Origin of the sequence: Streptomyces thermocarboxydus, from assembly GCF_024760485.1 — a bacterium.
In the GTDB taxonomy this organism is placed as follows: Bacteria; Actinomycetota; Actinomycetes; order Streptomycetales; family Streptomycetaceae; genus Streptomyces; species Streptomyces cellulosae.
Window position 1 is genome coordinate 362,783 of sequence record NZ_CP058273.1, and the last position, 24,856, is coordinate 387,638.

Sequence of the window (24,856 nt, forward strand, 5' to 3'; positions counted from 1 at the left end):
GTGTGCACCGGGAGGGCGTCACATGGGTGGTGCAGCCGCCGCACCGCGCGGGAAGCGGCCGGCTGGCGGGCCCGTGCTCGACGCGGAGGAGAACCGGACCGGGCGCGGCGAGGCCCGTATCGAGGACGCGCTCGCGGACGTCGTGGTGGCTGCCGTGCGGGACACCGGAGGGTACGGCGGGGCGGTGTATCTGCGGTCGCGGGACCGCAGGTCGCTGGTGCTGTGCGTGATGTCCGGGGTGCCCCGCTCGCTGCTGAAGCCGTGGTGGCGGATCCCGGTGAGCGGCGCGCTGCCGATGTGCGAGGCGTTCCGCAGCGGCGAGACGCAGTACCTGCCCGACGACCGGGCGACGATGCTGCGCTTCCCCCAGTTCACGGCGGCCCTGCCGTACTCGTTCGCGCACGCCTATCAGCCGGTGCGGGTCGGCGGCGAGACGGTGGGCGTCCTCGCGGTGCTGCACTCCTCGTCGCGGGATCCGGCCCGTGAGGAGGAGGTGCGGGAGGCGCTGCGCCGGGCCGGGCGGCAGATGGAGGAGCGCCTCGCCGAGTACGCGCGCCGGCTGCCGGGCCGTACGGACGGGGACGCGGTGGCGTACGGCATCGAGTACGACGACCAGCCGGTCAGCGTGCGACTGCCGGCGCCGCGCGCGCAGGCGGTCGCGGTCGGGATGGTCGAGTGGAACCTGGACGACGACCGGTGGTCGGGGGACGACGACGCGCTGGAGCTGCTGGGCGTGTCCCGCGAGGAGTTCGACGGCACCATGGCCGCGGTCGAGGACCGGGTGTCACCGGACGACCTGTACGAACTGCGGGCGGCCCGCCGGGACGCGGAGGAGACCGGGCAGATCCGGGGACGCCACTTCCGGGTGCTGGAGGGGACGCAGGACGACAGCGAGGAGGTCCACTACCGGCCGGTGGAACTGTGGGGCCATGTGGTCCGCTCGGGCGGCACCGGCCGGCTGCTGGTGGGCGCCCTGGTCGACGTGGCGGGCGGCGTCACCGCGGCGGAGGCGGCCGAACGGCTGCCGGACGGGCTGTTCTCCCTGGACCAGGACGGCCGGGTCATCTACGCCAACCGCCGCTGCCAGGACCTGCTCGGCTGCGACCTGGAGCGGCTGCTCGGACACCACCCCTGGCGGGTGCTGACCTGGCTGCGCGACCCGGCGTACGAGGACCGCTACCGGGCGGCGATGCTGACCCAGCAGCCGGTGTCGTACCTGGTGCACGACCCGGACGGCGTATGGCTGGGCTTCGTGCTCTACCCGGGCGTGCACGGGCTGACCGGGCGGGTCTTCCGCACCGCCGCGCCGGCGGGCGCGGAGCCGGGGCGGCCGCTCACCCCGTCCGCGGAGCCCGCGGCCCCGCCGACCGGGCTGGTCGCCACCGCCCGCGCGGGGGCGCTGTACCACGTGGTGCAGATGGCCAGCGTGCTCACCGAGTCCGTCACCGTGCGGGACGTGTGCCGGGCCGTGTCGGAGCAGCTGCTGCCGGCGTTCGGGGCACATGAGGTCGCCCTGTACACAGTGCGGGACGGGCGGATGTACCTGCTGTGGGAGGACGGGTACCCGCAGCACTTCCTCGACCCGTTCGAGGGGGTGCCGCTGGACGCCGACCTGCCCGGCGTGCACGCGCTGACCGCGCGTCTGCCGCTGTTCTTCGAATCGCCGGAGGAACTGGTCGGCGCGTACCCGAGGCTGGCGCTCGACCCCATGACGTCCTGGGCGTTCCTGCCGCTGATCGCCTCGGGGCACTCCATCGGCTCCTGCATCCTCGGCTGGAACACGCGGCACCGGTTCACCACCGAGGAGCGCAGCGCGCTGACCGCTCTGGCGGGGCTCGCGGCGCAGGCGATGGAGCGGGCGCGGCTGTACGACGCCGAGTCGGCCGTGGCGCGCGGGCTGCAGGAGGGGCTGCTGCCGCACCGGCTGCCCGTCATCGACCGGCTGCGCGTCACCGCCCGCTATCTGCCCGGCACCAAGGGCATGGACATCGGCGGCGACTGGTACGACGTGATCCGGACGGGGCACGGGGTGGCGCTGGTCATCGGGGACGTGGAGGGGCACAGCGTGGGCGCGGCGGCCGTCATGGGGCAGCTGCGCAGCGCGGTGCACGCGTTCGCCGCGAGCGGGCGGCCGCCGCAGGAGGTCATCACGCACACCAACCAGCTGCTCGTGGAGCTGGAGACGGACGTCTTCGCCACCTGCTGCTACATCGAGCTGGACCCGGCGACGGGGCGTGCCCGGGCCGTGCGGGCGGGCCACCCGCCGCCGCTGCTGCGCCACCCGGACGGGCGCGCGGAGCCCCTGGAGCTGCCCGGCGGGGTGCTGCTGGGGGTGCAGCCGGGGGCCGACTACCCGGTCACCGAACTCACCCTGGAACCGGGCTGCGTGCTGGCCCTCTACACGGACGGGCTGGTGGAGGTGCCCGGCAGCGACATCGCGGCGGGCATCGAGACGGTCCGCACGTGTCTGGCCGTCAGCAGGACCGACTCCATGGAGGAGCTGGCCGACCGGATGCTCGGCGCGGCCCGCCGCGCGGAGGACCGGCCGGACGACGTGGCGCTGCTGCTCACGGCGTACGACCCGGCCGACGCGGGCTGACGCCCTCGCTCAGGCGCAGTAGCGGACGAGCCATTCGTCGGGGTTGTAGGCGAAGCGGGCGGGGTCCGGTGCGACGGCCGGCTTCTCCTCGACCAGGTCCTCGACCCGGACGGGCTCCGGCAGGCTTCCGAAACGGGCGCGGCGGGCCTCGGCGGCCATGTCGTCGTCCTGGTGTGCGCGTACGGTGTCCCGGCTCACGGCACTTCCCCTCTCCGGCGGCCGGCGCTCCCCCTCGGACGAGCGCCGCGGCTCGTGCGGTCAAGTGTCACACACGGACGGCGTGACACACCGGGCGGTATACGGGCCGGAGCCCGGCGGGCGGGCGGCCGCGCCCTCCGAGCAGGTGAGCCTTCTCCCCCGCGCACCCGCGCGGGGATGCCGGGGTGATCGCCGCGCCCTCTAATGGGCACCAGGCGCCGGGATCCGTCCGGCCTGGCGGAGGAGAGCCGTCGATGCCGTCGACACGCGGTAGGGCGGGCGCCGGACCCCGGGCGGGTGTGCTGCGCCGGCTGGGCGAGTGGTGCGCGCACCACTTCGTGGTGGTGATCGTCGCCTGGCTGGTCGCCCTGGTGGTGCTGCAGATCGTCAGCCGGGCCGTCGGCGGCACCTACTCGGACAACTTCACGCTCTCCGACTCGCAGTCGCAGAAGGGCATCGAGGTCCTCCAGCGGCACGACCCGCAGGCCGGCGGCTACAGCAGCCAGATCGTCCTCCGCGACGACCAGCAGGAGCTGACAGCCCTCGGCTCGCAGATGTCCTCCACGGTCTCGAGCCTGGAGAAACTGCCGCACGTCCTGTCCGCGCAGAACCCGCTGACCGCTCAGGGGTCGTCCTCCACCGGCTCTTCACAGCCGGACGTCGGCCCGCTCTCGACCGACAAGAGGACCGCGTACATCACCGTGCGGTTCGACGTGCAGCCGTCCACCCTCGGCGACGGCTATCTGAGCGGCGTCGACGACGCGGTGCGGCCGCTGCGGGAGGCGGGCGCGCAGGTCGAGTACGGGGGGCCGCTGGGCGAGCTGGCCCGGCCCGCGCCCGACGACCGGGTCAGCGAGCTGATCGGTTTCGGGGTCGCCGTCGTGGTGCTGCTCATCGGGTTCGGCAGTGTGATCGCCGCCGTGATGCCGCTGCTGACCGCGCTGATCGCGGTGGTCGCCGGGCTGGCCGTGCTCGGGCTGCTGGCCGCGGCCACCACCTTCGCCACCGTCTCCCCCACGCTCGCCACGATGATCGGTCTGGGCGTCGGCATCGACTACGCGCTGTTCCTGATCACGCGTCACCGGCAGGACCTGATGAACGGCATGGATCCGGCGCGGGCGGCCGGCCACGCCACCTCCACCAGCGGGCGGGCGGTGCTGGTCTCCGGCTGCACGGTGATCGTCGCCCTGGCCGGACTGTCCGCGTCCGGCGTCTCGTTCATCGCCAAACTGGGAGTGGCCGCCGCCGTCACGGTGGTCTCCGCCGTCCTCGGCGCGCTCACCCTGGTGCCGGCGCTGCTGGGGCTGGCCGGCGGCCGGATCGACCGCTGGCGGGTGCGCCGGACCGTGGCGGAGACCGAACCCGGGGCCGAACCGCACGGCACCTGGCACCGGTACGCGCAGCGGGTGGCGCGCCGGCCATGGACGTTCCTGGTCTCGGGCGTCGCCGTGATCGCGGTACTGGCGATCCCGGTGTTCTCCATCCGGCTCGGCCACATCGGCGACGGCGCCGACCCCACGTCGTTCACCGACCGGCGCGCCTACGACCTGATGACCGACGCGTTCGGGCCGGGCTCCAACGGCCCGCTCACCGTGGTCGTCGACCAGTCCTCCGTACCGCAGTCGCAGCGCTCCTCGCTCGCCTCGCAGGCGCAGAAGACACTGGACGGCGTCGAGGGGGCGGCCGTGGTGACGCCGCTGACGCCCACGCAGGACGGCGACGTGCTGGTGGGCACGGTGTACTCGACGGCGAGCCCGCAGAGCGCCACCACCACCGACCTGGCCAACCGCCTGGTGGACGACACGCTGCCGGACGCGGTGCGCGGCACGGACGCGTCGACGTACGTCACCGGGACGACGGCCGCGCAGGTCGACTTCCGCGACCTGGTCGCCGAACGGCTGCCGTGGATCATCGCCGTGGTGGTCGCCCTGGCGTTCCTGATCATCCTCGCCGTCTTCCGCGGCCTGCTCGTCGCCGTGAAGGCGGCCGTGCTCAACGTCCTGTCCATCACGGCCTCGTACGGCGTGGTCGTCGCGGTGTTCCAGTGGGGCTGGGGCGGTCCGGCGCTGGGGGTGTCGGGCACGGTGCCGATCGAGAGCTACGTGCCGATGATGATGTTCGCCATCGTCTTCGGTCTCAGCATGGACTACGAGATCTTCCTGCTGTCCCGCGTCCACGAGGCGTGGCGGCGCACGCAGGACGCGCGCGCCTCGGTGGCGCACGCCCTGGAGATCACCGCGCGGGTCATCACCTGCGCCGCGCTGATCATGGTGAGCGTGTTCGCGGCGTTCGTGGTGAGCGACAACGTGGTGGTGAAGATGCTGGGCCTGGGCCTGGCGGTCAGCGTGCTCATCGACGCCACGGTGGTACGGCTGCTGCTGGTGCCGGCGGTGATGACGCTGCTCGGCCGGCACGCCTGGTGGACGCCGCACTGGCTGGACCGTCTGCTGCCGCACATCGACGCGGAGGGCGAGGGGGCGAGCACGGCGGCGGCGAGTCGCTGAGCGGCTCCTGACACGCGTGGGCGGCAGGGCCCCGAGGGTCCTGCCGCCCGTTGTGCGTGGTGGGTGACCGTCAGGCGTTGCGTCGCACGCTCCGCAGCACGAAGAAGCCGAAGATCACCAGCACTCCGCCGATGGCGGCCGGCCACAGCTGGGCGCCGGTCTCGGCGAGGCTGCCGCCGGCGCCCTGGGCCTGGGTGTTGTCCTCGAGCTCGGGCAGGCTGCCGGGCACCTGGGCGGCCTGTGCCGCCTGGCCGCCGTCGTCGTTGCCGCCGTTGCCGGTGTCGGCGCCGCCCTGGGCGTCGTCCTGACCGCCGGCGTCGGCAGGCTGGGAGACCTTCACGTCCGGCTGGGCCGTGGCCTGGTCGTCAGCGGGCTCCTCGGTCGCCGCGGGCGGCTTCTGACCGCCGTCCTGGTTGCCCTGGTCGCCGCCCTGGTCGCCGTCGTTCTGACCGCCGCCCTGGTTGCCGTCGTCCTGGCCGCCGTCGTTGCCCTGGCCCGGGTCGTCGGGCGTGGCGGTGGGCTGCTCGGCGCCGTTGTCGCCGCCACCGTTGCCGTCGTCACCGCCGTTGTCACCGCCGCCGTTGTCACCGCCGCCGGCGCCGGCGCCGCAGGTGCGGCCCTCGTTGATGCAGTCGACCATCTCGTTCATCAGGTCTTCCTCGAAGACGTTGATGAAGTCGCCGTGGTCGGTGATCGGCTTGTGCAGCTGCTCGGGGAAGGAGTCCACCGCGAACAGCGGGACCGTCTTGCCGCCGTCCTCCAGGCTCGGCGCGTCGACGTCGTACACGATGCGCTGGACGAGCTGCGGGATCGGCTGGAAGCCGGCCGGGCAGTTGCCCTCGGCGTCCGTGAACGCCATGTGCGTACGGTGGTTGGCGCTGTCGATGTTGCGGCCGTCCCAGCAGCTCTGGAACGCGAACGAGCGGACCACGTCGCTGCCCTCGGGGCACAGCGGGTACTTGTCCTTCAGCTGCCGGTCCTCGAACCCGGTGCAGCTCCAGGAGGCGTTGGCGTTGGCCGGGCCGTTGACGAAGGACTTCGCGTCGCCGGTGATGATGCGCAGCAGCCGCGGCATGGCCGTGACCTTGGCCTTCGGGTTGCCGACGAAGGTCAGCGTGACGTCCTTCGGGGTGACGATCTCACCGGCGTTGCCCTCGATGCCGCCGCCCGGGGACTGGGCGTCCTGCTCCTCGGTGCCGTTCTGCAGGCGCAGCACGGGCCAGTAGTAGGAGGACTTGTCGCGCTGGTCCTGGCAGCTGGTCTCGGCGCGCGTCAGCTCGTCGTCGCTGACGAAGGCGTTGGTGGCCTGGTTGCCGATGTAGTCGTGGAAGTGGTGGGCGCCGTTGCTCACGCCGGGCGCGGCGATGACGTTGTCCGAGTTGAACACGCCGTTCTCGTTGACGCCGCACTCGCTGGTGAAGGTGCCGGTGGAGGCGTCGCCCGACGCCTGCGGCTTGTTGACGTTCGGCTGGACGCTCTTGATGGAGACGTAGTCGCCCGCGACCGGTCCGTTGCCGGCCTGGCCGCCGTTGCCGCCCTGGTCCTGGCCGCCGTCCTGGCCGCCCTGGCCCTGGTCCTGGCCGCCCTGCTGGTCGCCGCCGTCCTGCTGACCGTCGTCCTGCTGACCGTCGCCGTTCTGCTGGTCCTGGCCGTCGCCGGCCTGCTCGCCGCCGTCGCCGCCCTCCTCGGGGGCGGGAGCGTTGCCGGAGTCGCGCACCGCGCAGGCGGCGAGGTCGTCGAGTCCCTGCGGCCGTTCGGCGCCGGCCGTCTCGATGGCGGCCCCGATGCGGGCCAGCACTGCGGCGCGCTTGTCCTTCAGCGGGCCGGCGATGGCGTTCTCGGCGAAGCCGGGGTCCTGACGGATCGCGTCGGCCGACTCGCCGAGCCGCTTGTAGGCCTCGGCGATCTGGGCGTCCAGGTTGGCGAGTTCCTTGTCCACCTCCGCCCGTGCCTGGTCGGGCACCTCGGTCAACTGGGTGGCCACGTCGGGGCAGTCGATGGTGGCGGCGCCCGACAGCACCTGCGCGTCCGACGTCCCGCCGTCCGTCGCGGAAGCGTAGACGTTGGCCGCCATCATGCCGCCGCCGCCCAGGATCAAGGCGAAAGCGGCGAGCGTCGCGCGCTGTTTGGGGCGTCTGCGTGTGTTGCGTGCCAAGGGAGTACTCCTACGCTTCTGTCGCGGGGGACGGGCATTCGATTCCCACGCCCCATACGCAGGGGGACCGCATCGTGTTCAACCGGCTCACGATTTCTTCGGCGAATCTCACCAGTCGCGCTCACGCGCGGGTGGCTCCTTCGGTGACCCCGAGAGTGACGGCCGGCGCGAGACCTGCCGCCCCCGCAGAGTCCGCCGCGTCCGGTACAGCCTCGGCGCGAACTGGATCGCGAGAGCCCGTTCGGGATGCCGCCGATCCGCTCCCGACAGCTCGGTGATGCCCTCCAGGCGCCTGGAGACCGTGTTGGGATGCACATGCAGGGTCGAGGCCGCGCGCGTGGGCTGGACGAGGAGACGAAGAACGCGTCGCCACTTCCTTCACCCGGTGGCGTGTTCGACACTTTCGACGGCCGCCCCGCGACCGCTCGCATCCCGTGTGCCGTCGACCCACGGCTGCCGTCAGAGCCGGTCGACATCCCCCGTCGCACGCCCGAGGCAGACGACCGAGTCGTCCATCGGCACGCCCTCGATCTCCTCGAAGCCCATCCGGCCGTAGAAGGCGCGGGCGGGCTTGTTGGCGACCGTCATCACCAGGTGCACGGCCGGGACCCCGCGTTCCGCCAGGGCCGCGAGCAGGGTGCGCATCAGCTTCCGCCCGTACCCCCGGCCCTGCCACTCGGGCAGCAGGTCGATGTGCAGATGGGCCGGCCAGGCGGCGAGCTCCGGCACGACCATCCGCTCGGGGTGGTGCAGCAGCCAGGCGATCGTCTCGTCGGGGGTGGCCGGCGCGCCGGACGGCACGGGGTGGCGCTCGGCGACCAGCGGGAGCCATTCGGTCCGGAACCGCTCGGCGAACCGGGCGGTGTCGGCGGCGCCGACGACGTAGCCGACGGCGTTCCCCCGCCCGTCGTCCAGTACGAAGGCCAGCTCCGGCTCCAGATGCGCGTACGGGGCGGCGAACGCGGCGGTGAAGACGGAGGGGTCGGCGTAATGGGGGCGGCTGTCCTGGCCGTTGTGCGCGGTGCGGACGCAGATGTCGTCGAGGGCGTCGTGGTCCTCGGGGCGGTACGGGCGGACGGCGGGAGACTCGGTCATGGCAGCATCCTGCCGGGTATGGGAGCGCTCCCACAAGTGGGTTCGCGACCGGCTCCCCGACCGGCTCCGCGCTCCCCCGCGTCACCCGGCCGCCCTGGCGTGACATGGCGGACCGGGGGCACCCGGTGGCCATGAAGCTGCATATCCCGGGCCGGAACGACCGGCCGGCACACCAGGACGCGCCGGACGAGTCCGCATCCACGCGGAAGGCCGGGCAGCCGGCGGCCGAGGAGCCGGGCCCGAGCGACGCGGTGGAGGAGGCGGCGCCGGACACTCCGGCCAAGCTGCCCAAAGGAGCGTGGAAGGCGGCGCTCAAGGGCAGTGTGCGTGAGTTCAAGGACGACGAACTCACCGACCGCGCCGCCGCCCTGACGTACTACGGCGTACTGGCGCTGTTCCCGGCGCTGCTGGCGCTGGTGTCGATCCTCGGCCTCACCGGCAAGTCCACGACGGACAAGGTGCTGGAGAACGTCCAGGACCTCACCGCCCCCGGCGCCGCGCGGGACATCATCACGCAGGCGGTCGAGCAGCTGCAGGGCAACGCGGGCGTCGGATCGCTGGTGGCGGTCTTCAGCCTGCTGCTGGCCATCTGGTCGGCGTCCGGCTACGTGGCGGCGTTCATGCGCTCGGCGAACGCGGTGTACGACATGCCCGAGGGCCGCCCGGTGTGGAAGGTGCTGCCGGTCCGGGTGGGCGTGACGGTCGCGCTGCTGGTGATGGCGGCGATCAGCGCGCTGATCGTGGTCTTCACCGGCGGGATCGCCCGTCAGGCGGGCGATCTGCTGGGGCTGGGCGACACGGCCATCACGGTGTGGTCCATCGCCAAGTGGCCGGTGCTGGTCCTGCTGGTGACGATCATGATCGCGCTGCTGTACTGGGCCGCCCCGAACGCCAAGGTGAAGGGGTTCCGCTGGGTCACGCCCGGCAGTTTCCTGGCGCTGCTGATCTGGCTGGCCGCCTCCGCCGGGTTCGCGCTCTACGTCGCCAACTTCGGCTCGTACAACAAGACGTACGGCACGATGGCCGGCGTCATCGTCTTCCTGATCTGGCTGTGGATCACCAATCTGGCGATCCTGCTGGGTCTGGAGTTCGACGCGGAGATCGCCCGGCAGCGGGCCATCGCCGGCGGTCATCCGCCGCAGGAGGAGCCGTACACGCAGCCGCGTGACACCCGCGCCTGGGACGAGCACGACCGGGACAAGATGGACGGCGCCTGACCCCGCCGGGGCGCGGTGGTCCGGCTGGGCCCGGCGGGCGTCAGTCCGCCAGCCCCGCCGCGAGCGTGGCGCCCAGCTCCCAGCAGCGCTCCAGGGCCGCCTTGTCGGGCTCGCCCGTGACGGTCACCGCCTCGGCGGCGCGGCGCCAGCCGAGGCCGGTGGTGACGGACTCGATGCCGCGCACGGCGCCGGTGACGTCGTTGCCGCCGTGCACGTAGTAGCCGAAGGGGAGGCCCTTCGTGGAGTCCAGGCACGGGTAGTAGACCTGGTCGAAGAAGTGCTTGAGGGCGCCCGACATGTAGCCGAGGTTGGCGGGGGTGCCGAGCAGACAGCCGTCGGCGTCCAGGACGTCGGCGGCGGTCGCGGACAGCGCGGCACGGCGCACCACCCGGACGCCCTCGATCTCGGGGGCGGTGGCGCCGGAGACGACGGCCTCGAACATCGCCTGGCAGTTCGGCGAGGGCGTTTGGTGGACGATCAGCAGGGTCGGCACAACCACGACCCTGCCGTGCCGGGCGCCGCGTCCGCAAGCCGGGCCCGGCGAGGTGCCGTTGTGAGGGCGGCGGACGGGTGGCACCATTCCGGCATCGGCGAGGGAAGCGAGGTGGTGTCGTGGGCGGCGAGGAGCACGGAACCCCGGCGGCGGTGTTCGACGCGCTGGGCGGCGAGTACGAGAAGGCGTTCGCGTCCTCCGCGGCACACCGGGCGTCGCTGGCCTGGCTGCTGGAGCGGCTCTCCCCCGGCAGCACCGTGCTGGACGTCGGCAGCGGCACCGGACGGCCCACGGCCGCCACGCTGGCCGGCGCGGGACACAAGGTGCTGGGTGTCGACGTGTCCTCCGTGATGGTGGAGATCGCCTCCCGGCAGGTGCCCGGGGCGGAGTTCCGCTGCGAGGACATCCGGCGGATGCCGCTCCCGGAGGGCTCGTACGACGCGGTCTGCGTGTACTTCTCACTGCTGCAGATGAACCGGGCCGAGCAGCGGGAGCTGGTGCGCCGGCTGGCGGCCGCGCTCAGGCCGGGCGGTCTGCTGGTGCTGGCCACCGTGCCGCTGGACGTGGAGGAGTTCGACGGGGTGTTCATGGGCCAGCCGGTGCGGGTCACCGGCTTCGCGGCGCAGGACGTCCTCGCGCTGGTGCGGGAGGCGGGACTGACGGTGGAGCGGGAGGAGAGCACGATGTTCTCCCCGAACCATCCGGAGGCCGTTCCGGAGCCGCATCTGTTCCTGCACTGCCGGCGCGGCGGCGCCTGACGCCCGGCCGCCCCCGCGGTCAGGACACGGGCCGGGTCTCCCCCTGGGTCGCCTGGAGGTCGGCGAGGAGTTCGGCCTGTCCCGCGAGGACGCCGGAGAGGATGGTGCGGGCGACCCGCAGCAGCTCCGCCACATGGGGGTCGGTCAGCGAGTAGTAGACGGTCGAGCCCTCCTTGCGGCCGACGACCAGGTTCGCCCGGCGCAGCACGGCCAGCTGCTGGGAGAGGTGCGCGGGCTCGATGCCCACGTGCGGGAGCATCTCCCCCACCGAGTGCTCACGTTCGCTGAGCAGCTCCAGCACCCGGATGCGGGCGGGATGGCCCAGCGTCTTGAAGAACTCGGCCTTCAGCTGGTACAGCGGCGTGGTCATCGTGCCGTCCCCTTTCCGGCGCGGCAGCAGTACGGCCCGTTCACCCGGTCCCCGGTCCCTCGCCTCGTCCGTTCGTCGCCCTCGGCCTCGACAGTTTCCGACATTAGCAACTCGTCAGGTGTCCGCCCCTCCCCGGCCGTCCCGGGCCCGTTCACAGCGGGAGCGTGATCCAGACGCTCTTCCCCGGGCCGTCGGCGTCGCCGCGGACGACCGCGGTTCCGCCCAGGGCGTGGGTGAGCTCCAGGACGGTGGCCAGCCCGCCGGGGCCGGTCGCGTACGGTCCGGTGAGGTCGGGGCGGTGGGGGTGGCGGTCGTGCACGGCGAGGACCAGGCAGTCGGGGCCGGCCGCGTAGAAGACCGTGGTCTGCGGGGAGAGGCCGGCGGCGTGCCGGACGGTGTTGGCGACGAGTTCGCCGAGGATCAGCAGGGCCGGTCCGACCGCCGGGTGCCGCGCGTCGATCCCCCACTCCGCCAGGGCCTGCTCGGCGGTCTCGCGGGCGACGCGCACGGCGCCGGGTCCGGCGGGCACGGTGAGCACGTGCCGGTGCGGCAGCGCGGCGGGCGCGGCGGCGGACCTCATGGCGCGTCACCGGTGGGCACCGGGGCCGCGGCCGGGGCGCCGTCCGTGCACAGCACCCCGTCGCGCTCCAGGTGGGCGCGGGCCGCCTCGATCGCCTCGGGGGTGGTGGCGTACTCCCGGCCCTCGTGGCGCAGCAGGTCGAGGACGCCGACGGAGTCGAGGGCGCGGCGGTGGCCGGGGCGTACGCCGGAGACCATGACGACGATGCCGCGCCGCCGCAGCTTGGTCACCGCGTCCTTGAGGACCAGCGCTCCGGTGGCGTCGACGACGCTGACGTGCGACATGCGCAGGATGACCACGCGGACCTCGGCCAGATCGGTCAGCTCCAGCAGGAAGCGGTGGGCGGCGGCGAAGAACAGCGGGCCGTCGATGCGGTAGGCGACGATGTGCTGCGCGAGCAGCTCGTGCTCCTCGTCGGTGTGGTCGCCGCGGTCCAGCGGCAGCGGGGCGAGCCGGGCCTGCCGGGCGACCGCGCGCAGGGCGAGCACGCCGGCGACGACCAGGCCGATGATCACCGCCTGGACGAGGTCGAGGACGAGCGTGGCGACCGCGGTGAGGACGAGGATCACCGCGTCGGAGCGGGTGGCCCGGGTCATCGCCCGCAGCGAGCCGACCTCCACCATGCGCACGGCGGTCGCGAGCAGCACCCCGGCGAGGGCGGCCAGCGGGATCCGCGACACGAGCGGGGCGGCGGCGAAGACGATCACGGCGAGCACGGCGGCGTGGGTGAGGGCGGCGATCCGCGAGGTGGCGCCGGTGCGGACGTTGACGGCGGTGCGGGCGATCGCGCCGGTGGCGGGGACGCCGCCGAACAGCGGGGCGGCGATGTTGGCGAGGCCCTGCCCGAACAGCTCCCGGTCGGGGTCGTGCCGCTGTCCCACGGTCATGCCGTCGGCGACGGAGGCGGAGAGCAGCGACTCCAGCGCGGCGAGCGCCGCGACCGCGAGAGCGGGGGCGAGGAGACCGCCGAGGGCGCCGGGGTCGAGGAACGACAGGGAGGGTGCGGGCAGCCCGGCCGGCAGGTCGCCGATGGGCCGTACGCCGTCGAGTCCCGTGGTCTCGACGACGACCGTGGCAGCGGTCACCGCGAGGACGGAGAAGGGGACGGTCGGCTTCCAGCGGGCGCCGATCAGCATCACGGCCGCGACGGCGGCGGCCAGTGCGGGGGCGGTCCAGTGCGGGTCGCGGGCGAAGTCCCCGGCCGCGTGCCAGGCGACCTCCAGGACGCGCTCGCCGTCCGGCTGTGCCACGCCGAGGGCGTTGGGTATCTGCTGGAGCCCGATCACGCAGGCGATGCCGAGGGTGAAGCCCTCCACGACGGGCGCGGGCACGTAGCGCATGGAGCCGCCGGCCCGCAGCAGGGCCAGGCCGACGAGGACGACGCCGGCCATCAGCCCGACGGTGAGGACGCCGGCGGGTCCGTGGTCGGCGACGATCGGCACCAGGACCACGGTCATGGCGCCGGTGGGTCCGGAGACCTGGAGGTTGGAGCCGCCGAACACGGCCGCGAGGGCGCCGGCGACCACGGCGGTCGCGAGTCCGGCCTCCGCGCCGAGGCCGGAGGAGACGCCGAAGCCGAGCGCGAGGGGCAGGGCGACGACCGCGACGGTCAGTCCGGCCAGCAGGTCGCGGCGGGGGTGGCGGCGGGCCTGGGCGACGTCGGCGCGGGTGGGGAGCAGGGAGGTGATCCGGGACCGGAACCCGGCCGGTGACAGCGGTACGGACACGGCCCCTCTGCTTCGCTCGCGACGGTATGACGAACCAAGCATGTAGTGACTTGCGAAAATTTGCAATTCATCAGATCACGAAGTCACACAGTGCCGCTGTGTGGTGCGCGGGGAGGCTCAGCCGGTCATGCGCCTGCGCCACGTCGGCTCGACCTGGCGCCATTCGGCCTCCCAGAGGTCCAGGCGGCGCAGCCTCAGCCGGGCGCGGGCGATCCATCCGACGAGCAGCACCATGCCCGACGTGACGAAGGCCACGGTGATGCCGGCCATGGCGATCTGGAAGCCCGCCTCGGCGCCCTCGGGCGGCGCGGACACGAGGCGGCCGTTCGCGTCGGTGTGGACGGTGACCTTGTCGCCCTTCTCGCCGTCCGCGGGCACCTCGGCGCGTCCGGTGTGGCGGGTGCCGTCGGGGGCGGTCCAGCGCACCGCGGCCCATACGCCGCCGTCTCCGCTCTCGGACACGGGCGCGGGGGCGGCGTCGCGCGCGTTCTCGACCAGCACGGCCGGGATCGGGCGGGTGCGTTCGCGGCGGTCGTCGAGGGAGGTGCCGACCGCGCCGGCCGCCGCGATGCCGGCGAACCCGGACAGGACGAGGGCGAGGACGACCGTGGCGATCATCAGCCAGGCCTCGGCGACGTCGCTGCGGCGGCACAGCGGGTTGTCCCGCCATCGCCACCAGGGCACTGTGGGCCTCGCGCCATGCGTCGTCGCCATGGGAGGTCACCTCCTCGCGCGGGTGCCGCGCGTCACCACCTCCAGGGTGACCCGTTCTCCCCCGGCCCGCACGGGCGGAACGGGCCCTTTTCGCCCCTTCCTCCGGTCAGACCGTCGGTTGCACCGGGACGACCTCGTGCTGCGGGACGCCGAGGACGACCTTGAGCGCGCCCGTCTCGGCGGCGTTGCCGAACACGTCGTACGCCTCCTGCATCTGGTCCAGGGCGAAGGTGTGGGAGACCAGACGGCGGGTGGGCAGCCGGCCGGCCGCGGCCATCCGCAGCAGGGTGGGCGTGGAGTGCGTGTCGACGAGGCCGGTGGTGATGGTGACGTTCTTGATCCAGAGGTCCTCGAGGTGCAGCGTGGACGGCGCGCCGTGCACGCCGACGTTGGCGACGTGCCCGCCGGGGCGCACCACCCGCGTGCACAGTTCGAAGGTCTCCGGGACGCCGACCGCCTCGATCACCACGTCCGCGCCGAGCTCCCCGGTGAGGTCCTCGACCAGCTGCTCGGGACCCTCGCTCGCGTCGGCCACCGCGTCCGCGCCGAACTCCTTCGCGGCCTGGAGCCGGGACGCCGCCAGGTCCACCGCGACCACGCGCTCGGGGCCGAACAGCCGGGCCGTGGCGATCGCGGCCAGCCCGACCGGTCCGGCGCCGACCACGACGACCGTGTCGCCCGGCCGCACGCGCCCGTTGAGCACGCCGACCTCGTAGGCGGTGGGGAAGATGTCCGCCAGCAGCACCGCGTCCTCGTTGGCGAGGGCGCCGGGCAGCGGGTACACCGACAGGTCGGCGAACGGCACGCGGACGTACTCGGCCTGGGTGCCGTCGACGAGATGCCCGAGGATCCAGCCCCCGCCGCCCCGGCACTGCCCGTACATGCCCTCGCGGCAGAAGCGGCAGCGGCCGCACGCGGTGATGCAGGAGACGAGGACCCGGTCGCCGGGCCGTACGGTGCGGACGTCGGCGCCGGTCTCGACCACCTCGCCGACCGCCTCGTGTCCGAGCACGGTACCGGGACGCACCTCGGGCACGTCCCCCTTGAGAATGTGCAGGTCCGTCCCGCAGATGGTGACGGCGTCGACGCGGACGATGACGTCGCCTGGCTCGCGGATCTCCGGATCGGGAACCTCCTCCCAGGCGGACTGCCCGGGGCCGTGGAAGACGTAACCCTTCATGCCGATCCTCACCCTTCTCGCTGAGCGGCGGGTCGGCGCCGGGCGCACGCACCCGCCTGCGTCGGCGGAGCCGGGGTGTCCGGAACCGCCCTGCACTTCCAGTGTGTGCGTGATGCGCCCGTTCTGCCGACACGGGGCGTCAGCCAGGGCGGGACGCCCGAGGCCGGTTCAGGCGACGGGGCGCGCGATCCCGGTGTGCAGGATGTGGCGGGTGTGGCGGGCCGAGTCCAGCAGGCGCCGGGTGAGGCGGGTCGCCAGGGCGTAGAGGCGCCGTACCGCGGCCAGGCGTTCCAGGCGGGGGGCCAGGGCGGAGAGGGCGATGGCGAGGGCGACGCCCGTCCAGGCGACCGGGCCCAGGGGGACGCAGCCGAAGAAGTGGCTGACGCCGGGCGTCTGCACCAGCGCGGCGAGGACCGCGGCGGAGCCCAGCGCGGTCACCCACACCAGGGTGCTGTGGCGGCGGCCGGAGAGGGTCTGCACCAGCTGCGCGCCGACCACCCCGCACAGCGCCATCGTGGTGGAGCGGCGCTCGGTGCCGGGGGTGAACCGGCCGGTCAGGTACGCCGTGACCGCGCCCAGGCAGGTGGTGACGCCGCGCCGCCGGATGGAGCGGAGCAGCGGCGTGCCGAGCACGTCCAGGCTCAGCGGGCCGGTCTCGGCGTGCGCCGCCGTCGACGGGTCGTTGCTCGGGGTCACCGCCACGGCCATGGCCGGGAACATGTCGGTGAGCAGGTTGACCAGCAGCAGCTGCCGGGTGGAGAGCGGCGAGGAGCCGGCGAGCAGGGTGCCGAGGACGCTGAAGCCGACCTCGCCGGCGTTGCCGCCGATGAGGATGCTCACCGCGTCGGCCACGCTGCGCCACAGCGCCCGGCCCTCGGCGAAGGCGTCGACCAGGACGGAGAGGTCGCCGCCGGTGAGGACGATGTCGGCGGCGTTACGGGCGGCGGCGGAGCCGCGGGCCTCGATGCCGACGCCCACGTCGGCGGCGCGGATGGCGGCGGCGTCGTTGGCGCCGTCGCCGGCCATCGCGACCACCCGCCCGGCCTGCTGGAGGGCCTCCACGACGTGCAGCTTCTGCTCGGGCGCGACCCGGGCCACGACCCCGGCGCCGTGCAGGGCGCGGACCCGTTCGGCGCGGCCCATGGCGACCAGGTCGTCGCCGGTGACCACCTGGGTCTCCTCGGGCCAGCCGAGTTGCAGGGCGATGGCGCGGGCGGTCTCCGGATGGTCGCCGGTGAGCATGACGGGCAGGATGCCGGACTTCCGCAGCGACGTGAGGAGTTCCCGCGAGGTGTCGCGGGGCACGTCCGCGAGGGCGACGAACCCGACGAGCTCGAGCCCGGAGAGGCCGGCCTGCACCTCCGCCTCCGGGTCGGAGCCCTCGTACCGGCGCCGGGCGACGGCGAGGACGCGCAGTCCCTGACCGGCGAGGGTGTGGGCGGCGCCGGCCGCCTCCTCGGGCAGGTCCAAGCAGGCGGGCAGCACCGTCTCGGGGGCGCCCTTGACCACGAGGTACGCGCCGTCGTCGCCGTCCCGCCCGACGGCGGCCGCGTAGCCGCGGCTCGCCTCGAAGGCCAGTTCGCCGGCCGGGGTCCAGTCCTCGTCGGGCGGCGCGGCGTCCAGCACGGCCTCGTCGGTGGCGTGCGCGACCTTGCGGCCCTCGGCGGTCTCCTCCTGCGGGCAGGCGCGCGCGGCCATCCGTACGACGGGGACGGCCCGTTCGTCGTCCGGGGCGAGGACGGCGCCGTCGGCGGTGGCGGCCCGTACCAGGCGAAGGCGGTTCTCGGTGAGGGTGCCGGTCTTGTCGAAGCACACGGTGTCTACCCGGCCGAGCGCCTCCAGGGTCCGCGGGGTGCGCACCAGCACGCCCCGGCGGGACAGGCGGCGGGCGGCGGCCATCTGCGCGACGGTCGCGACCAGCGGCAGCCCCTCGGGCACGGCGGCGACGGCCACGGCGACCCCGCCGCTGACGGCACGCCGCAGCGGGCTGCCGCGCAGCAGGGACAGGCCGGTCACCAGCGCGCCGCCGCTGAGGGTGACGGGCAGCGCCTTGCGGGTCAGCTCCTGGAGACGGGCCTGGACACCCGCGGGCGGCGGGGTGCGGGAGGCGAGGGCGACGGCGCGGCCCGCCTCGGTGTGGTCGCCGGTGTCCACCACCAGCGCCTCGGCCCGTCCGGTCACCACGGTGGTGCCCTCGAAGACCATGCAGGTCCGCCGCGCCACCGGCGCGCCCGGCGTCGCCTTGGCGTCCTTGGCCACGGGCAGCGACTCACCGGTGAGCGACGACTCGTCGACCTCGAGCCCTTCGGCGCTCACCAGCCGCGCGTCCGCCGGTACGACGTCGCCGGCGACGAGGTCGATCCGGTCGCCCGGCCGCAGCCGCGTGGCGTCGACGGTGACCGAGCGGCGGTCGGTGAGATGACGGCGCGCGCGGGGCTGCTGGCGGGCGGCGAGCCGGGCGAGGGCCCGCTCGGCGCGCAGCCGCTGCAGGCCGCCCGCGACCGCGTTGAGGTCCATCGCGCCGACCACGAGCAGCGCGTCCACCAGGGAGCCGAGCAGCGCCGAGGCGACCGCGCGGTGGCGAGGACCGGGGTGAGGGGTCGTCCAGCTCGCGGCGGACCGCGGCCGCCTCCCAGGTCCAGCGGGCGGGCGCGGCGGGACCGGTCCGCCAGGCGCGCGCCCGCTGCCGCACGCGGGCGCCGAGCAGGGCGAGTCCGCCGGTTCGGCCTCGGTGCGGCGTGCCGCAGGAGGGTGTGCGCCTCGTGCGGTTCGAGGGCGTGCCAGGGCACGTGCAGCCGGGGTTCGGGCGGGGCGGCGCGGGCCACGCGGACGGCCTCGGTCCAGCCGTGACGAGGGCGCCCGCCGCGGCGACGTTCACCGGGGCGTGCCGGGTGAGCCGCTGCCACACGCGGCCGCCGGGGGTGCCGCCGCGGCACCAGCAGCCCGGAGAGCGCGGCGCCCGCACGGGCCAGGGTCTGCGAGCGGCGGCCGACGCGGCGGGCCGCCGGGATCGCGGTGAGCAGCCGCCAGACGTCCGCGAGTCCGGCGGGGGCGAGGGCGTCGGCGCCCCACGGGACCGCCGAGCGGCCGTCGGTGAGGGCGATCGCCACGTCCCCCGCGGGCAGCCCGTCCGCGACGTCCGGGTCCCCGCCTGCGGGCACCCGGGCCACGCTGACGACGATGTGCCCGTCCTGCTGGAGGGCGCGGACGGCGTCGCCGAACGGCAGGTCGGCGGGGGCGATCTCGTCGGCGAGGCGGGTGATGTCCTTCAGCTCGGAGCCGCCGGTGACGACGACGTGCAGCCCGGCCCGCCGGGCCGCGTCGAGCACCGCCTCCGCCCACGGGTGCACGGGGTCGTGGTACGGCTCGGGCTCCTCGTCCTCGGCCGGGGGCAGGTTGCGCAGCGCCTCGGCGTGCAGCACGAGCGAGTCGGCGATCTCCAGCTGGCGCAGTCGGTCCCCGCCGCGCACCAGCACGCCGGTGCGGGCGAGTTCGGCGCCCAGGACGGAGTTGAAGGCGGCGGGGCCGTAGCGCGCGGCCTTCGGTGATCCCGCGAGGACGGCCTCGGCGGCCTCGCCGGCGTCGTGGGTGACGAGGAGGGTGGCGGCGGCCCCGGCGACGCTGCCGGTTCCGGCGTTCGCCGCGTACGCCTGCGCCGGGGTCACCCGCAGGGGCGGGCGGATGCCCGGCGCGGGCGGGACGCTGGTGCGCCGTTCGCGGCACACGTCGTCGTGGAGCGCCTCGAAGGCGGCCGCGCGGGCCGTCGCCTCGGTGAGCTGCCCGGCGCGCAGCAGCCCGTCGAGCAGCAGCGACACCGGGGACTGGGCGGCGCCGTGCGCTGCGGCGTTGGCGGCGGCGAGCAGCAGTTCCATGCCGCTGGCGCCGAACCGTTCGCGCACCCGGGCGCGGAAGCGGGGGTTCTCGCGGAGCAGGGTGACGAGTGCCGTGACCGCCTTGGGGCTGCGCGGCAGACGCAGCGAGCGGGCCGCCAGGGCGCCGGTCGCTCCGGCGGCGTCGAGCAGCAGCGCGGCGGCGGCGACCCGCACCTCTCGGGGGTCGCCTGGGTGCGTGGTCCCGGTCTCCGGCTCGGGGCCGGCGTCCTCGGTGAGGCCGAGGCGCTCGGCGACGGTGACGGCCCGTTCGGCGACGCGGTCGGCGGCCGCGTCGGTCACGGCCGTCACCACGAGACGGGCCAGCCCCTCGTCCCAGTACGCGGCCACCACGTCGGGGTGTTCCAGCAGCTCGGCGGCGGCCTTGCGGGCGAGGGGCGCGAGCGCGCCGACGGTCGCGTCGGGGTGGCGCAGCGCGAGGTGCACGCGGTGACCGGCCCGCCAGTGGCGGTCGGCGCCGAGGGCGTTGCGGGCGACGTGCGTCAGCCGCCGGGTGGTGTCGTGGAGGGACGTCACGCCGTGGACGGTTCCGCGGGCCATCCCGGCGGCGGCGCCCGCCACGGCGCCGGCGAGGGGGGCTACATCGAGCAGGGCCAGCATGGGGTTCCGTGTCCGGCTCAGTGGGAGCGGCGGGCGTCGCCCGGCCGGCCGTCGTCGTCGTGCGCGGTCGCCGCGGCGACCTTCTTCAGCGCGGACGCCGTGTCCTCGTCGCCGACCTTGGCGGGCTGGACGCGGGGGGCCGGGTGATGGCGGGTGGGGGTGAGGCGGTCGCCGGGGCCGGTGTCACGGGTCCGGTGCGTGTCGTCGCGGGCGGGGGCGCCGGCCTCGGGGACCACGCCCTCGCGGGTTGCCGCGGCCCAGGCCTCCTCCTTGGGGGTGGCCGGCCGTGGTCCGTCGCCGGTTTCTTCTCCGGTTCGCGGCTTGGTCAGCCAGGCGACCGCCGCGCCGGTGAGGGCGACGGGCCATTCGACGAGGCCGGCGACGCCGAGGATGCCGGCGCCGGTGTAGACGGCGATGCGGCGGCCGCGGGGAGAGATCGCACCGAGGGCGTCGAGGGCGGTGCCGGCGGCTCGGCCGACGTGGCCGGCGCCTGGAAGGCGGCTCAGGTGGGAGGCGACGGTCCGCAGGGGTTGCGGGAGTTCCGGCGCCTGCGTCGTTTTCTGCTCCATGTCGGCCTCCAGCACCGGGCGTGCGGGTCCGTTCGGACGGACGGGTTCGGGTTCATCGTCAGGGGTGAGCGGGGGAAGCGCTGCTTGGGTGCGTCCGAACGCGGGGGCGGGGGTGGGGGTGGGGTTTGTCGCGCGGTTCCCCGCGTGCCTCGAGCGGCGGCGTGTGCCGGGTCGGGGTTCGTCGGCGGGTGCCGGACTGTGGGGGTTGGGCTGTGGGGGTTGGGCGCGCAGTTCCCCGCGCCCCTGCGCGGAGGCGGGTCACCGGATCGGATTCGTCGGCCTCTGCCCGGCCGTGGGGGGTGAGCGCACAGTTCCCCGCACCCCTGCGCGAAGGCGGGTCACCGGATCGGATTCGTCGACGGGTGACCGGCCGCCGGGGGGGTGAGCGCACAGTTCCCCGCACCCCTGCGCGAAGGCGGGTCACCGGATTGGATTCGTCGACGGGTGACCGACCGTGGGGGGAGCGCACAGTTCCCGCGAAGGCGCGGGTCACCGGAACGGATTCGTCGGCGGGTGACCGGCCGTGGGGGCTTGTCGCGCAGTTCCCCGCGCCCCTTTTGGGGCGTTCTCCTCGGCCGTGTTGGAAAGGGGGCGGCGGGTACCAGGTAGGGGCACGGCGCCGTGTGGTGGAAGGAGTCGGCATGGCGGAGAACGGCGAGGGTGCCGCTCGGGCGCGGCCAGGGCTCCGTCTGGCTTCCGAGGTGCCCGGGGAGGTTCCGCCGGCCGGGGCCGTCGACGAGGCGGATCTGCCGCGTGACCGTAACCAGGCCATCCTGGAGGCGGCCAAGCAGGTGGGCGCGGTGCTGAAGCGGGGCGGGCATCTCTTCGCGCTGGCCGGCAGCGTCGCCGTGCACGCCCACGGCGGCAGCGGCAACCTCCAGCACGACGTGGACTTCTGCGTACGGCCCGAGGACGCGGCCCCGGTCGCCGCCACGCTGCGGGACGCCGGGCTGACCGTCTACAGCCCGCCCGAGGACTGGCTGATCAAGGCGACCTGCTTCGGGCAGGACGTCGATGTCATCTTCGAGCTGGCGCACCGCCCCGTCTCGGAGGAGATGCTGCGCCGCGCGGAGGAGCTCCCCGTGGAGTCGGTAAGGATGCCGGTCCTCGCGCCGACCGACCTGCTCACCGGTCTGATCGCCGCGTTCTCCGAGCACCACTGCGACTTCGGAGCCGTGCTGCCCATCGCCCGCGCCCTGCGCGAGAAGGTCGACTGGGAGCAGGTGCGGCGCGACTGCGGCGACGCGCCCATGCCGGCCGCGTTCTTCTTCCTGCTGGAACGGCTGAACGTCATCCGACCCGCCCGTGGAAGGGAAACCCCATGAACACCCACGACGCCGGTCCCGAGTACCGCGTCGCCCACTTCCAGGACCGTCTCGCCTCCGGCGAGCTGGGCGAGCTCGGTGTGCACGCCGAGGTGCGCGGCGGGGCCGTGCTGGTCACCGGGACCGTGCCGTCGGCCCGCTGCCGGGACGAGGTGCTGGAGGTGGTGCGCGAGGAGCTCGGCGGGCTCGACGTGCACTGCGACCTCGTGGTGAGCGAGTCCTCGTCCCCCGACCACGCGGAGGAGCTGTCATGATCCGGGTCGCCGCCGTCGGGGACATCCACATGGGGCCCGACACCCGGGGCGTGCTGCGCCCCGCCTTCGACACGTTGCCCGAGTGCGCCGACCTGCTGCTGCTGGCCGGGGACCTCACCCGGCACGGCACCACGGACGAGGCGCAGGTGGTCGCCGACGAGATCCGCGGCCTCGGGGTGCCGGTGGTGGCGGTGCTGGGCAACCACGACCACCACGACGACCGTCAGGACGAGGTGTCCGAGCTGCTGCGGGACGCGGGCGCGCACGTCCTGGAGGGCGAGGCGACGGTCCTGGCCGTCGGGGACGCGCGCGTCGGCGTGGCCGGCACCAAGGGCTTCGGCGGCGGGTTCGTGGGGGCGAGCGCCGGGGAGTTCGGCGAGCCGGTGATGAAGGAGTTCGTGCGGGTCTCCCGCCGCTGCGCCGACGGTCTGCGCACCGCGCTGGAGCGGCTGGCCCAGGAGGACTGCGACGTGCGGATCGCCCTCACCCACTACTCCCCCGTGCCGGAGACGCTGGCGGGAGAGCCGCCGGAGATCTATCCGTTCCTGGGGAGCTATCTGCTGGCCGAGGCGATCGACACGGCCGGCGCCGACCTCGCCGTGCACGGGCACGCGCACGCCGGCAGCGAGCACGGCATGACCACCGGCGGCGTCAAGGTCCGCAACGTCGCCCAGCCGGTGATCGGACGGGCCTTCCACGTCTACCATCTGCCGCTGCGCGAGCGGGTGGGCGCCGACGCCGTCTGATCCGTCCCCTGCCATCCGAAGCGCCGTCGGTCGTACCGGCGGCGCTTTCGTGTGCGCCCCCTTCTCCGTACCGCCTGTTGTGTGAACGCCCCGCACGGCACGCCTCCGGCACACACCTGACGAGCATTTTGTCTGCTTAGCATGCAGATTGTCCTGTCCGCGGCCTCGTTTGCCTGCGGCTGCCGTCCACCCCGTACGAGAGGACACCGCATGGCGCTGCCGGGCCGCACCGGACGACCTGCCTCCGCGCTCGCCCCCACCCCGTACGACGCCGAACTGCGCGCCGCCGCCCGCCATGTGTCACGCCGTCGCTTCCTGACGGTCACCGGCGCAGCCGCCGCCCTCGCCTTCTCGACCGGTCTCCCCGCGCGCGGCGCGTTCGCCGCGCCCCGGCTCGAGGCGGCCCGGATCACCGAGGACCCGTTCACCCTCGGCGTGGCCTCCGGGGACCCGCTGCCGGACTCGGTGCTGATCTGGACCCGGCTCGCCCCGGCGCCGTTCACGCCGGACGGCGGTCTGGGGCAGCAGCAGGTGGAGGTGGCCTGGGAGGTCGCGCTCGACGCGTCCTTCGCCCAGGTGGTGCGCAGCGGCACCGCGCTCGCCCACCCCGAGTACGCGCACAGCGTCCGCGCCGACGTACGGGGGCTCGACCCGGCGACGACGTACCACTACCGCTTCCGCACCGGCGCCTGGATCAGCCCCGCCGGGCGTACCCGCACCGCGCCCGCCGTCGGTGACGACGTCACGCGGCTGCGGCTGGCCGCGGTCGCCTGCCAGGCGTACCACGACGGCTACTACACCGTGTACCGGCATCTGGCGCGGGAGGACGTCGACGTGGTGCTCCACCTCGGCGACTACCTCTACGAGTACGCCGTCAACTCCGCCGGGGGCGCGCGGAACTACACGGACCGGGTGCTGCCGTCCGTGTTCAACCGGGAGACCATGACCCTCGCGGACTACCGGATGCGGTACGCGCTCTACAAGAGCGACCCGGACCTGCGGGCCGCGCACGCCGCGCACCCGTTCGTCGTCACCTGGGACGACCACGAGACGGAGAACAACTACGCGGCCGAGCACGACGAGAACGGCAGCGACCCGGCACTCTTCCTGGCCCGGCGCGCCGCCGCCTACCGCGCCTACTGGGAGAACCAGCCCCTGCGCGCGGGACAGCTCCCCGACGGGCCCGACGCCCGCCTGTACCGCCGGCTGCACTGGGGCACGCTCGCCCAGTTCGACGTCCTCGACACCCGCCAGTACCGCTCCGACCAGGCGTACGACGACGTCCCGCACGCGCCGGGGCCGGAGTCGGACGACCCGGCGCGCACCCTCACCGGCGACGCCCAGGAGCGCTGGCTGCTCGACGGGTGGGCGTCCTCCGGCGCGCTGTGGAACGTGATGCCGCAGCAGGTGTGCTTCTCCCAGCGCCGGCTGGACCTCGACGCGGAGGCCAAGCTGTCCATGGACGCCTGGGACGGCTACCGCGCGAGCCGCGGCCGGCTCGTCGCCGGGGCGAAGCAGACCGGCGTCGACAACTGGCTGGTGCTCACCGGCGACGTGCACGTGGCGTACGCCTTCGACATCAAGGACGACTTCGACGACCCCGCCTCCGCCACCATCGGCACGGAACTCACCTGCACCTCCGTCACCAGCGGCCGCGACGGGACGCAGCGTCCGGCCAACTGGGACACCTACATGAGGGCCAACCCGCATCTGCGGTTCTACGACGGGCGGCGCGGCTATCTGCGGATGGAGCTGAACCGGGAGAACGCCCGCGCCGACTTCCGCACCGTGCCCGCCGTGACCACCCCGGGCGCGGCCGTGTCGACGGCGGCCTCCTTCGTCACGGAGGCCGGCGCGCCCGGCCTGACGCCCGTGTGACGTC

At 74.3% G+C, this 24,856-nt stretch carries 20 protein-coding genes; 8 read left to right on the forward strand and 12 right to left on the reverse strand.

What is annotated here, in order from left to right; translation table 11 throughout:
- The first annotated feature begins 22 nt into the window (after positions 1-22).
- On the forward strand, positions 23-2,599 hold the full coding sequence (locus AY578_RS01665; protein WP_240801114.1) for a SpoIIE family protein phosphatase: 2,577 nt from the start codon (positions 23-25) through the stop codon (positions 2,597-2,599).
- 9 nt (positions 2,600-2,608) lie between these two features.
- Here the strand turns inward: AY578_RS01665 and AY578_RS01670 are convergent, their stop codons facing one another.
- The gene (locus AY578_RS01670) at positions 2,609-2,797 is read right to left on the reverse strand and encodes a hypothetical protein (protein WP_019525622.1); all 189 of its coding nucleotides are present in this window, start codon (positions 2,795-2,797) and stop codon (positions 2,609-2,611) included.
- A gap of 254 nt (positions 2,798-3,051) precedes the next feature.
- Between AY578_RS01670 and AY578_RS01675 the strand changes: the two genes are divergently transcribed.
- Positions 3,052-5,301, forward strand: a complete 2,250-nt coding sequence (locus AY578_RS01675) for an MMPL family transporter (RefSeq protein WP_258901771.1) — start codon at positions 3,052-3,054, stop codon at positions 5,299-5,301.
- Between the two features lie 70 nt (positions 5,302-5,371).
- Here AY578_RS01675 and AY578_RS01680 read toward each other — a convergent pair whose 3' ends face one another.
- From AY578_RS01680 to AY578_RS01690, 3 genes are all read right to left on the reverse strand, one after another.
- Positions 5,372-7,375: a DUF1996 domain-containing protein gene (locus AY578_RS01680; RefSeq protein ID WP_475360440.1), complete on the reverse strand. Its 2,004-nt coding sequence runs from the start codon at positions 7,373-7,375 to the stop codon at positions 5,372-5,374.
- A gap of 189 nt (positions 7,376-7,564) precedes the next feature.
- On the reverse strand, positions 7,565-7,771 hold the full coding sequence (locus tag AY578_RS01685) for a helix-turn-helix domain-containing protein (RefSeq protein WP_234007996.1): 207 nt from the start codon (positions 7,769-7,771) through the stop codon (positions 7,565-7,567).
- Positions 7,772-7,915: 144 nt separating this feature from the next.
- Positions 7,916-8,551 (reverse strand): GNAT family N-acetyltransferase, encoded by a 636-nt coding sequence (locus tag AY578_RS01690; RefSeq protein WP_028958784.1) that lies wholly within the window; start codon positions 8,549-8,551, stop codon positions 7,916-7,918.
- 131 nt (positions 8,552-8,682) lie between these two features.
- On the opposite strand from AY578_RS01690, the gene AY578_RS01695 reads away from it, so the two are divergent.
- Positions 8,683-9,768 (forward strand): YihY/virulence factor BrkB family protein, encoded by a 1,086-nt coding sequence (locus AY578_RS01695; RefSeq protein ID WP_028958783.1) that lies wholly within the window; start codon positions 8,683-8,685, stop codon positions 9,766-9,768.
- A 40-nt stretch (positions 9,769-9,808) separates the two neighbouring features.
- Here the strand turns inward: AY578_RS01695 and AY578_RS01700 are convergent, their stop codons facing one another.
- On the reverse strand, positions 9,809-10,261 hold the full coding sequence (locus AY578_RS01700) for a flavodoxin family protein (protein WP_258907184.1): 453 nt from the start codon (positions 10,259-10,261) through the stop codon (positions 9,809-9,811).
- 119 nt (positions 10,262-10,380) lie between these two features.
- Between AY578_RS01700 and AY578_RS01705 the strand changes: the two genes are divergently transcribed.
- Positions 10,381-11,019: a class I SAM-dependent methyltransferase gene (locus tag AY578_RS01705; RefSeq protein ID WP_019525616.1), complete on the forward strand. Its 639-nt coding sequence runs from the start codon at positions 10,381-10,383 to the stop codon at positions 11,017-11,019.
- 19 nt (positions 11,020-11,038) lie between these two features.
- On the opposite strand, the gene AY578_RS01710 is transcribed toward AY578_RS01705, so the two are convergent.
- The 7 genes from AY578_RS01710 to AY578_RS01740 form a co-directional block, all read right to left on the reverse strand.
- Complete coding sequence (locus AY578_RS01710; protein ID WP_019525615.1) at positions 11,039-11,389, reverse strand: ArsR/SmtB family transcription factor; 351 nt, start codon at positions 11,387-11,389, stop codon at positions 11,039-11,041.
- A gap of 151 nt (positions 11,390-11,540) precedes the next feature.
- Positions 11,541-11,969: an ATP-binding protein gene (locus tag AY578_RS01715; RefSeq protein ID WP_136239608.1), complete on the reverse strand. Its 429-nt coding sequence runs from the start codon at positions 11,967-11,969 to the stop codon at positions 11,541-11,543.
- The gene (locus AY578_RS01720; RefSeq protein WP_136239607.1) at positions 11,966-13,696 is read right to left on the reverse strand and encodes a SulP family inorganic anion transporter; all 1,731 of its coding nucleotides are present in this window, start codon (positions 13,694-13,696) and stop codon (positions 11,966-11,968) included. The genes AY578_RS01715 and AY578_RS01720 overlap by 4 nt, the downstream gene beginning before the upstream one ends.
- Before the next feature lie 117 nt (positions 13,697-13,813).
- Positions 13,814-14,410: an Rv1733c family protein gene (locus AY578_RS01725; RefSeq protein ID WP_037952887.1), complete on the reverse strand. Its 597-nt coding sequence runs from the start codon at positions 14,408-14,410 to the stop codon at positions 13,814-13,816.
- A 106-nt stretch (positions 14,411-14,516) separates the two neighbouring features.
- Positions 14,517-15,590 carry a zinc-dependent alcohol dehydrogenase family protein gene (locus AY578_RS01730; protein ID WP_019525611.1) on the reverse strand — a complete coding sequence of 358 codons (1,074 nt, stop codon included), beginning with the start codon at positions 15,588-15,590 and terminating at the stop codon, positions 14,517-14,519.
- A 168-nt stretch (positions 15,591-15,758) separates the two neighbouring features.
- Complete coding sequence (locus AY578_RS01735; RefSeq protein ID WP_258901780.1) at positions 15,759-18,134, reverse strand: cation-translocating P-type ATPase; 2,376 nt, start codon at positions 18,132-18,134, stop codon at positions 15,759-15,761.
- A 1,963-nt stretch (positions 18,135-20,097) separates the two neighbouring features.
- A complete protein-coding gene (locus AY578_RS01740) occupies positions 20,098-20,649 on the reverse strand; it encodes a hypothetical protein (RefSeq protein ID WP_258901781.1) in 552 nt (183 codons plus the stop codon).
- Between the two features lie 641 nt (positions 20,650-21,290).
- Here AY578_RS01740 and AY578_RS01745 point away from each other — a divergent pair.
- The 4 genes from AY578_RS01745 to AY578_RS01760 all read left to right on the forward strand — a co-directional run bounded on the left by AY578_RS01745 (position 21,291) and on the right by AY578_RS01760 (position 24,852).
- Positions 21,291-21,974, forward strand: a complete 684-nt coding sequence (locus AY578_RS01745; RefSeq protein ID WP_136239604.1) for a nucleotidyltransferase family protein — start codon at positions 21,291-21,293, stop codon at positions 21,972-21,974.
- A complete protein-coding gene (locus AY578_RS01750; protein ID WP_028958777.1) occupies positions 21,971-22,228 on the forward strand; it encodes a BON domain-containing protein in 258 nt (85 codons plus the stop codon). Before AY578_RS01745 ends, AY578_RS01750 begins: the two co-directional genes overlap by 4 nt.
- The gene (locus AY578_RS01755; RefSeq protein WP_019525606.1) at positions 22,225-22,974 is read left to right on the forward strand and encodes a metallophosphoesterase family protein; all 750 of its coding nucleotides are present in this window, start codon (positions 22,225-22,227) and stop codon (positions 22,972-22,974) included. Before AY578_RS01750 ends, AY578_RS01755 begins: the two co-directional genes overlap by 4 nt.
- A gap of 210 nt (positions 22,975-23,184) precedes the next feature.
- Positions 23,185-24,852 (forward strand): alkaline phosphatase D family protein, encoded by a 1,668-nt coding sequence (locus tag AY578_RS01760; RefSeq protein ID WP_258901783.1) that lies wholly within the window; start codon positions 23,185-23,187, stop codon positions 24,850-24,852.
- Positions 24,853-24,856: the final 4 nt, after the last annotated feature.

Bases quoted from the DNA above. Each gene is read 5' to 3' on its own strand.
- AY578_RS01665 (WP_240801114.1), top strand. From the start codon at position 23: ATGGGTGGTGCAGCCGCCGCACCGCGCGGGAAGCGGCCGGCTGGCGGG.
- AY578_RS01675 (WP_258901771.1), top strand. From the start codon at position 3,052: ATGCCGTCGACACGCGGTAGGGCGGGCGCCGGACCCCGGGCGGGTGTG.
- AY578_RS01680 (WP_475360440.1), bottom strand. From the start codon at position 7,375: ATGGCGGCCAACGTCTACGCTTCCGCGACGGACGGCGGGACGTCGGAC.
- AY578_RS01690 (WP_028958784.1), bottom strand. From the start codon at position 8,551: ATGACCGAGTCTCCCGCCGTCCGCCCGTACCGCCCCGAGGACCACGAC.
- AY578_RS01695 (WP_028958783.1), top strand. From the start codon at position 8,683: ATGAAGCTGCATATCCCGGGCCGGAACGACCGGCCGGCACACCAGGAC.
- AY578_RS01710 (WP_019525615.1), bottom strand. From the start codon at position 11,389: ATGACCACGCCGCTGTACCAGCTGAAGGCCGAGTTCTTCAAGACGCTG.
- AY578_RS01715 (WP_136239608.1), bottom strand. From the start codon at position 11,969: ATGAGGTCCGCCGCCGCGCCCGCCGCGCTGCCGCACCGGCACGTGCTC.
- AY578_RS01725 (WP_037952887.1), bottom strand. From the start codon at position 14,410: ATGGCGACGACGCATGGCGCGAGGCCCACAGTGCCCTGGTGGCGATGG.
- AY578_RS01730 (WP_019525611.1), bottom strand. From the start codon at position 15,590: ATGAAGGGTTACGTCTTCCACGGCCCCGGGCAGTCCGCCTGGGAGGAG.
- AY578_RS01740 (WP_258901781.1), bottom strand. From the start codon at position 20,649: ATGGAGCAGAAAACGACGCAGGCGCCGGAACTCCCGCAACCCCTGCGG.
- AY578_RS01745 (WP_136239604.1), top strand. From the start codon at position 21,291: ATGGCGGAGAACGGCGAGGGTGCCGCTCGGGCGCGGCCAGGGCTCCGT.
- AY578_RS01750 (WP_028958777.1), top strand. From the start codon at position 21,971: ATGAACACCCACGACGCCGGTCCCGAGTACCGCGTCGCCCACTTCCAG.
- AY578_RS01755 (WP_019525606.1), top strand. From the start codon at position 22,225: ATGATCCGGGTCGCCGCCGTCGGGGACATCCACATGGGGCCCGACACC.
- AY578_RS01760 (WP_258901783.1), top strand. From the start codon at position 23,185: ATGGCGCTGCCGGGCCGCACCGGACGACCTGCCTCCGCGCTCGCCCCC.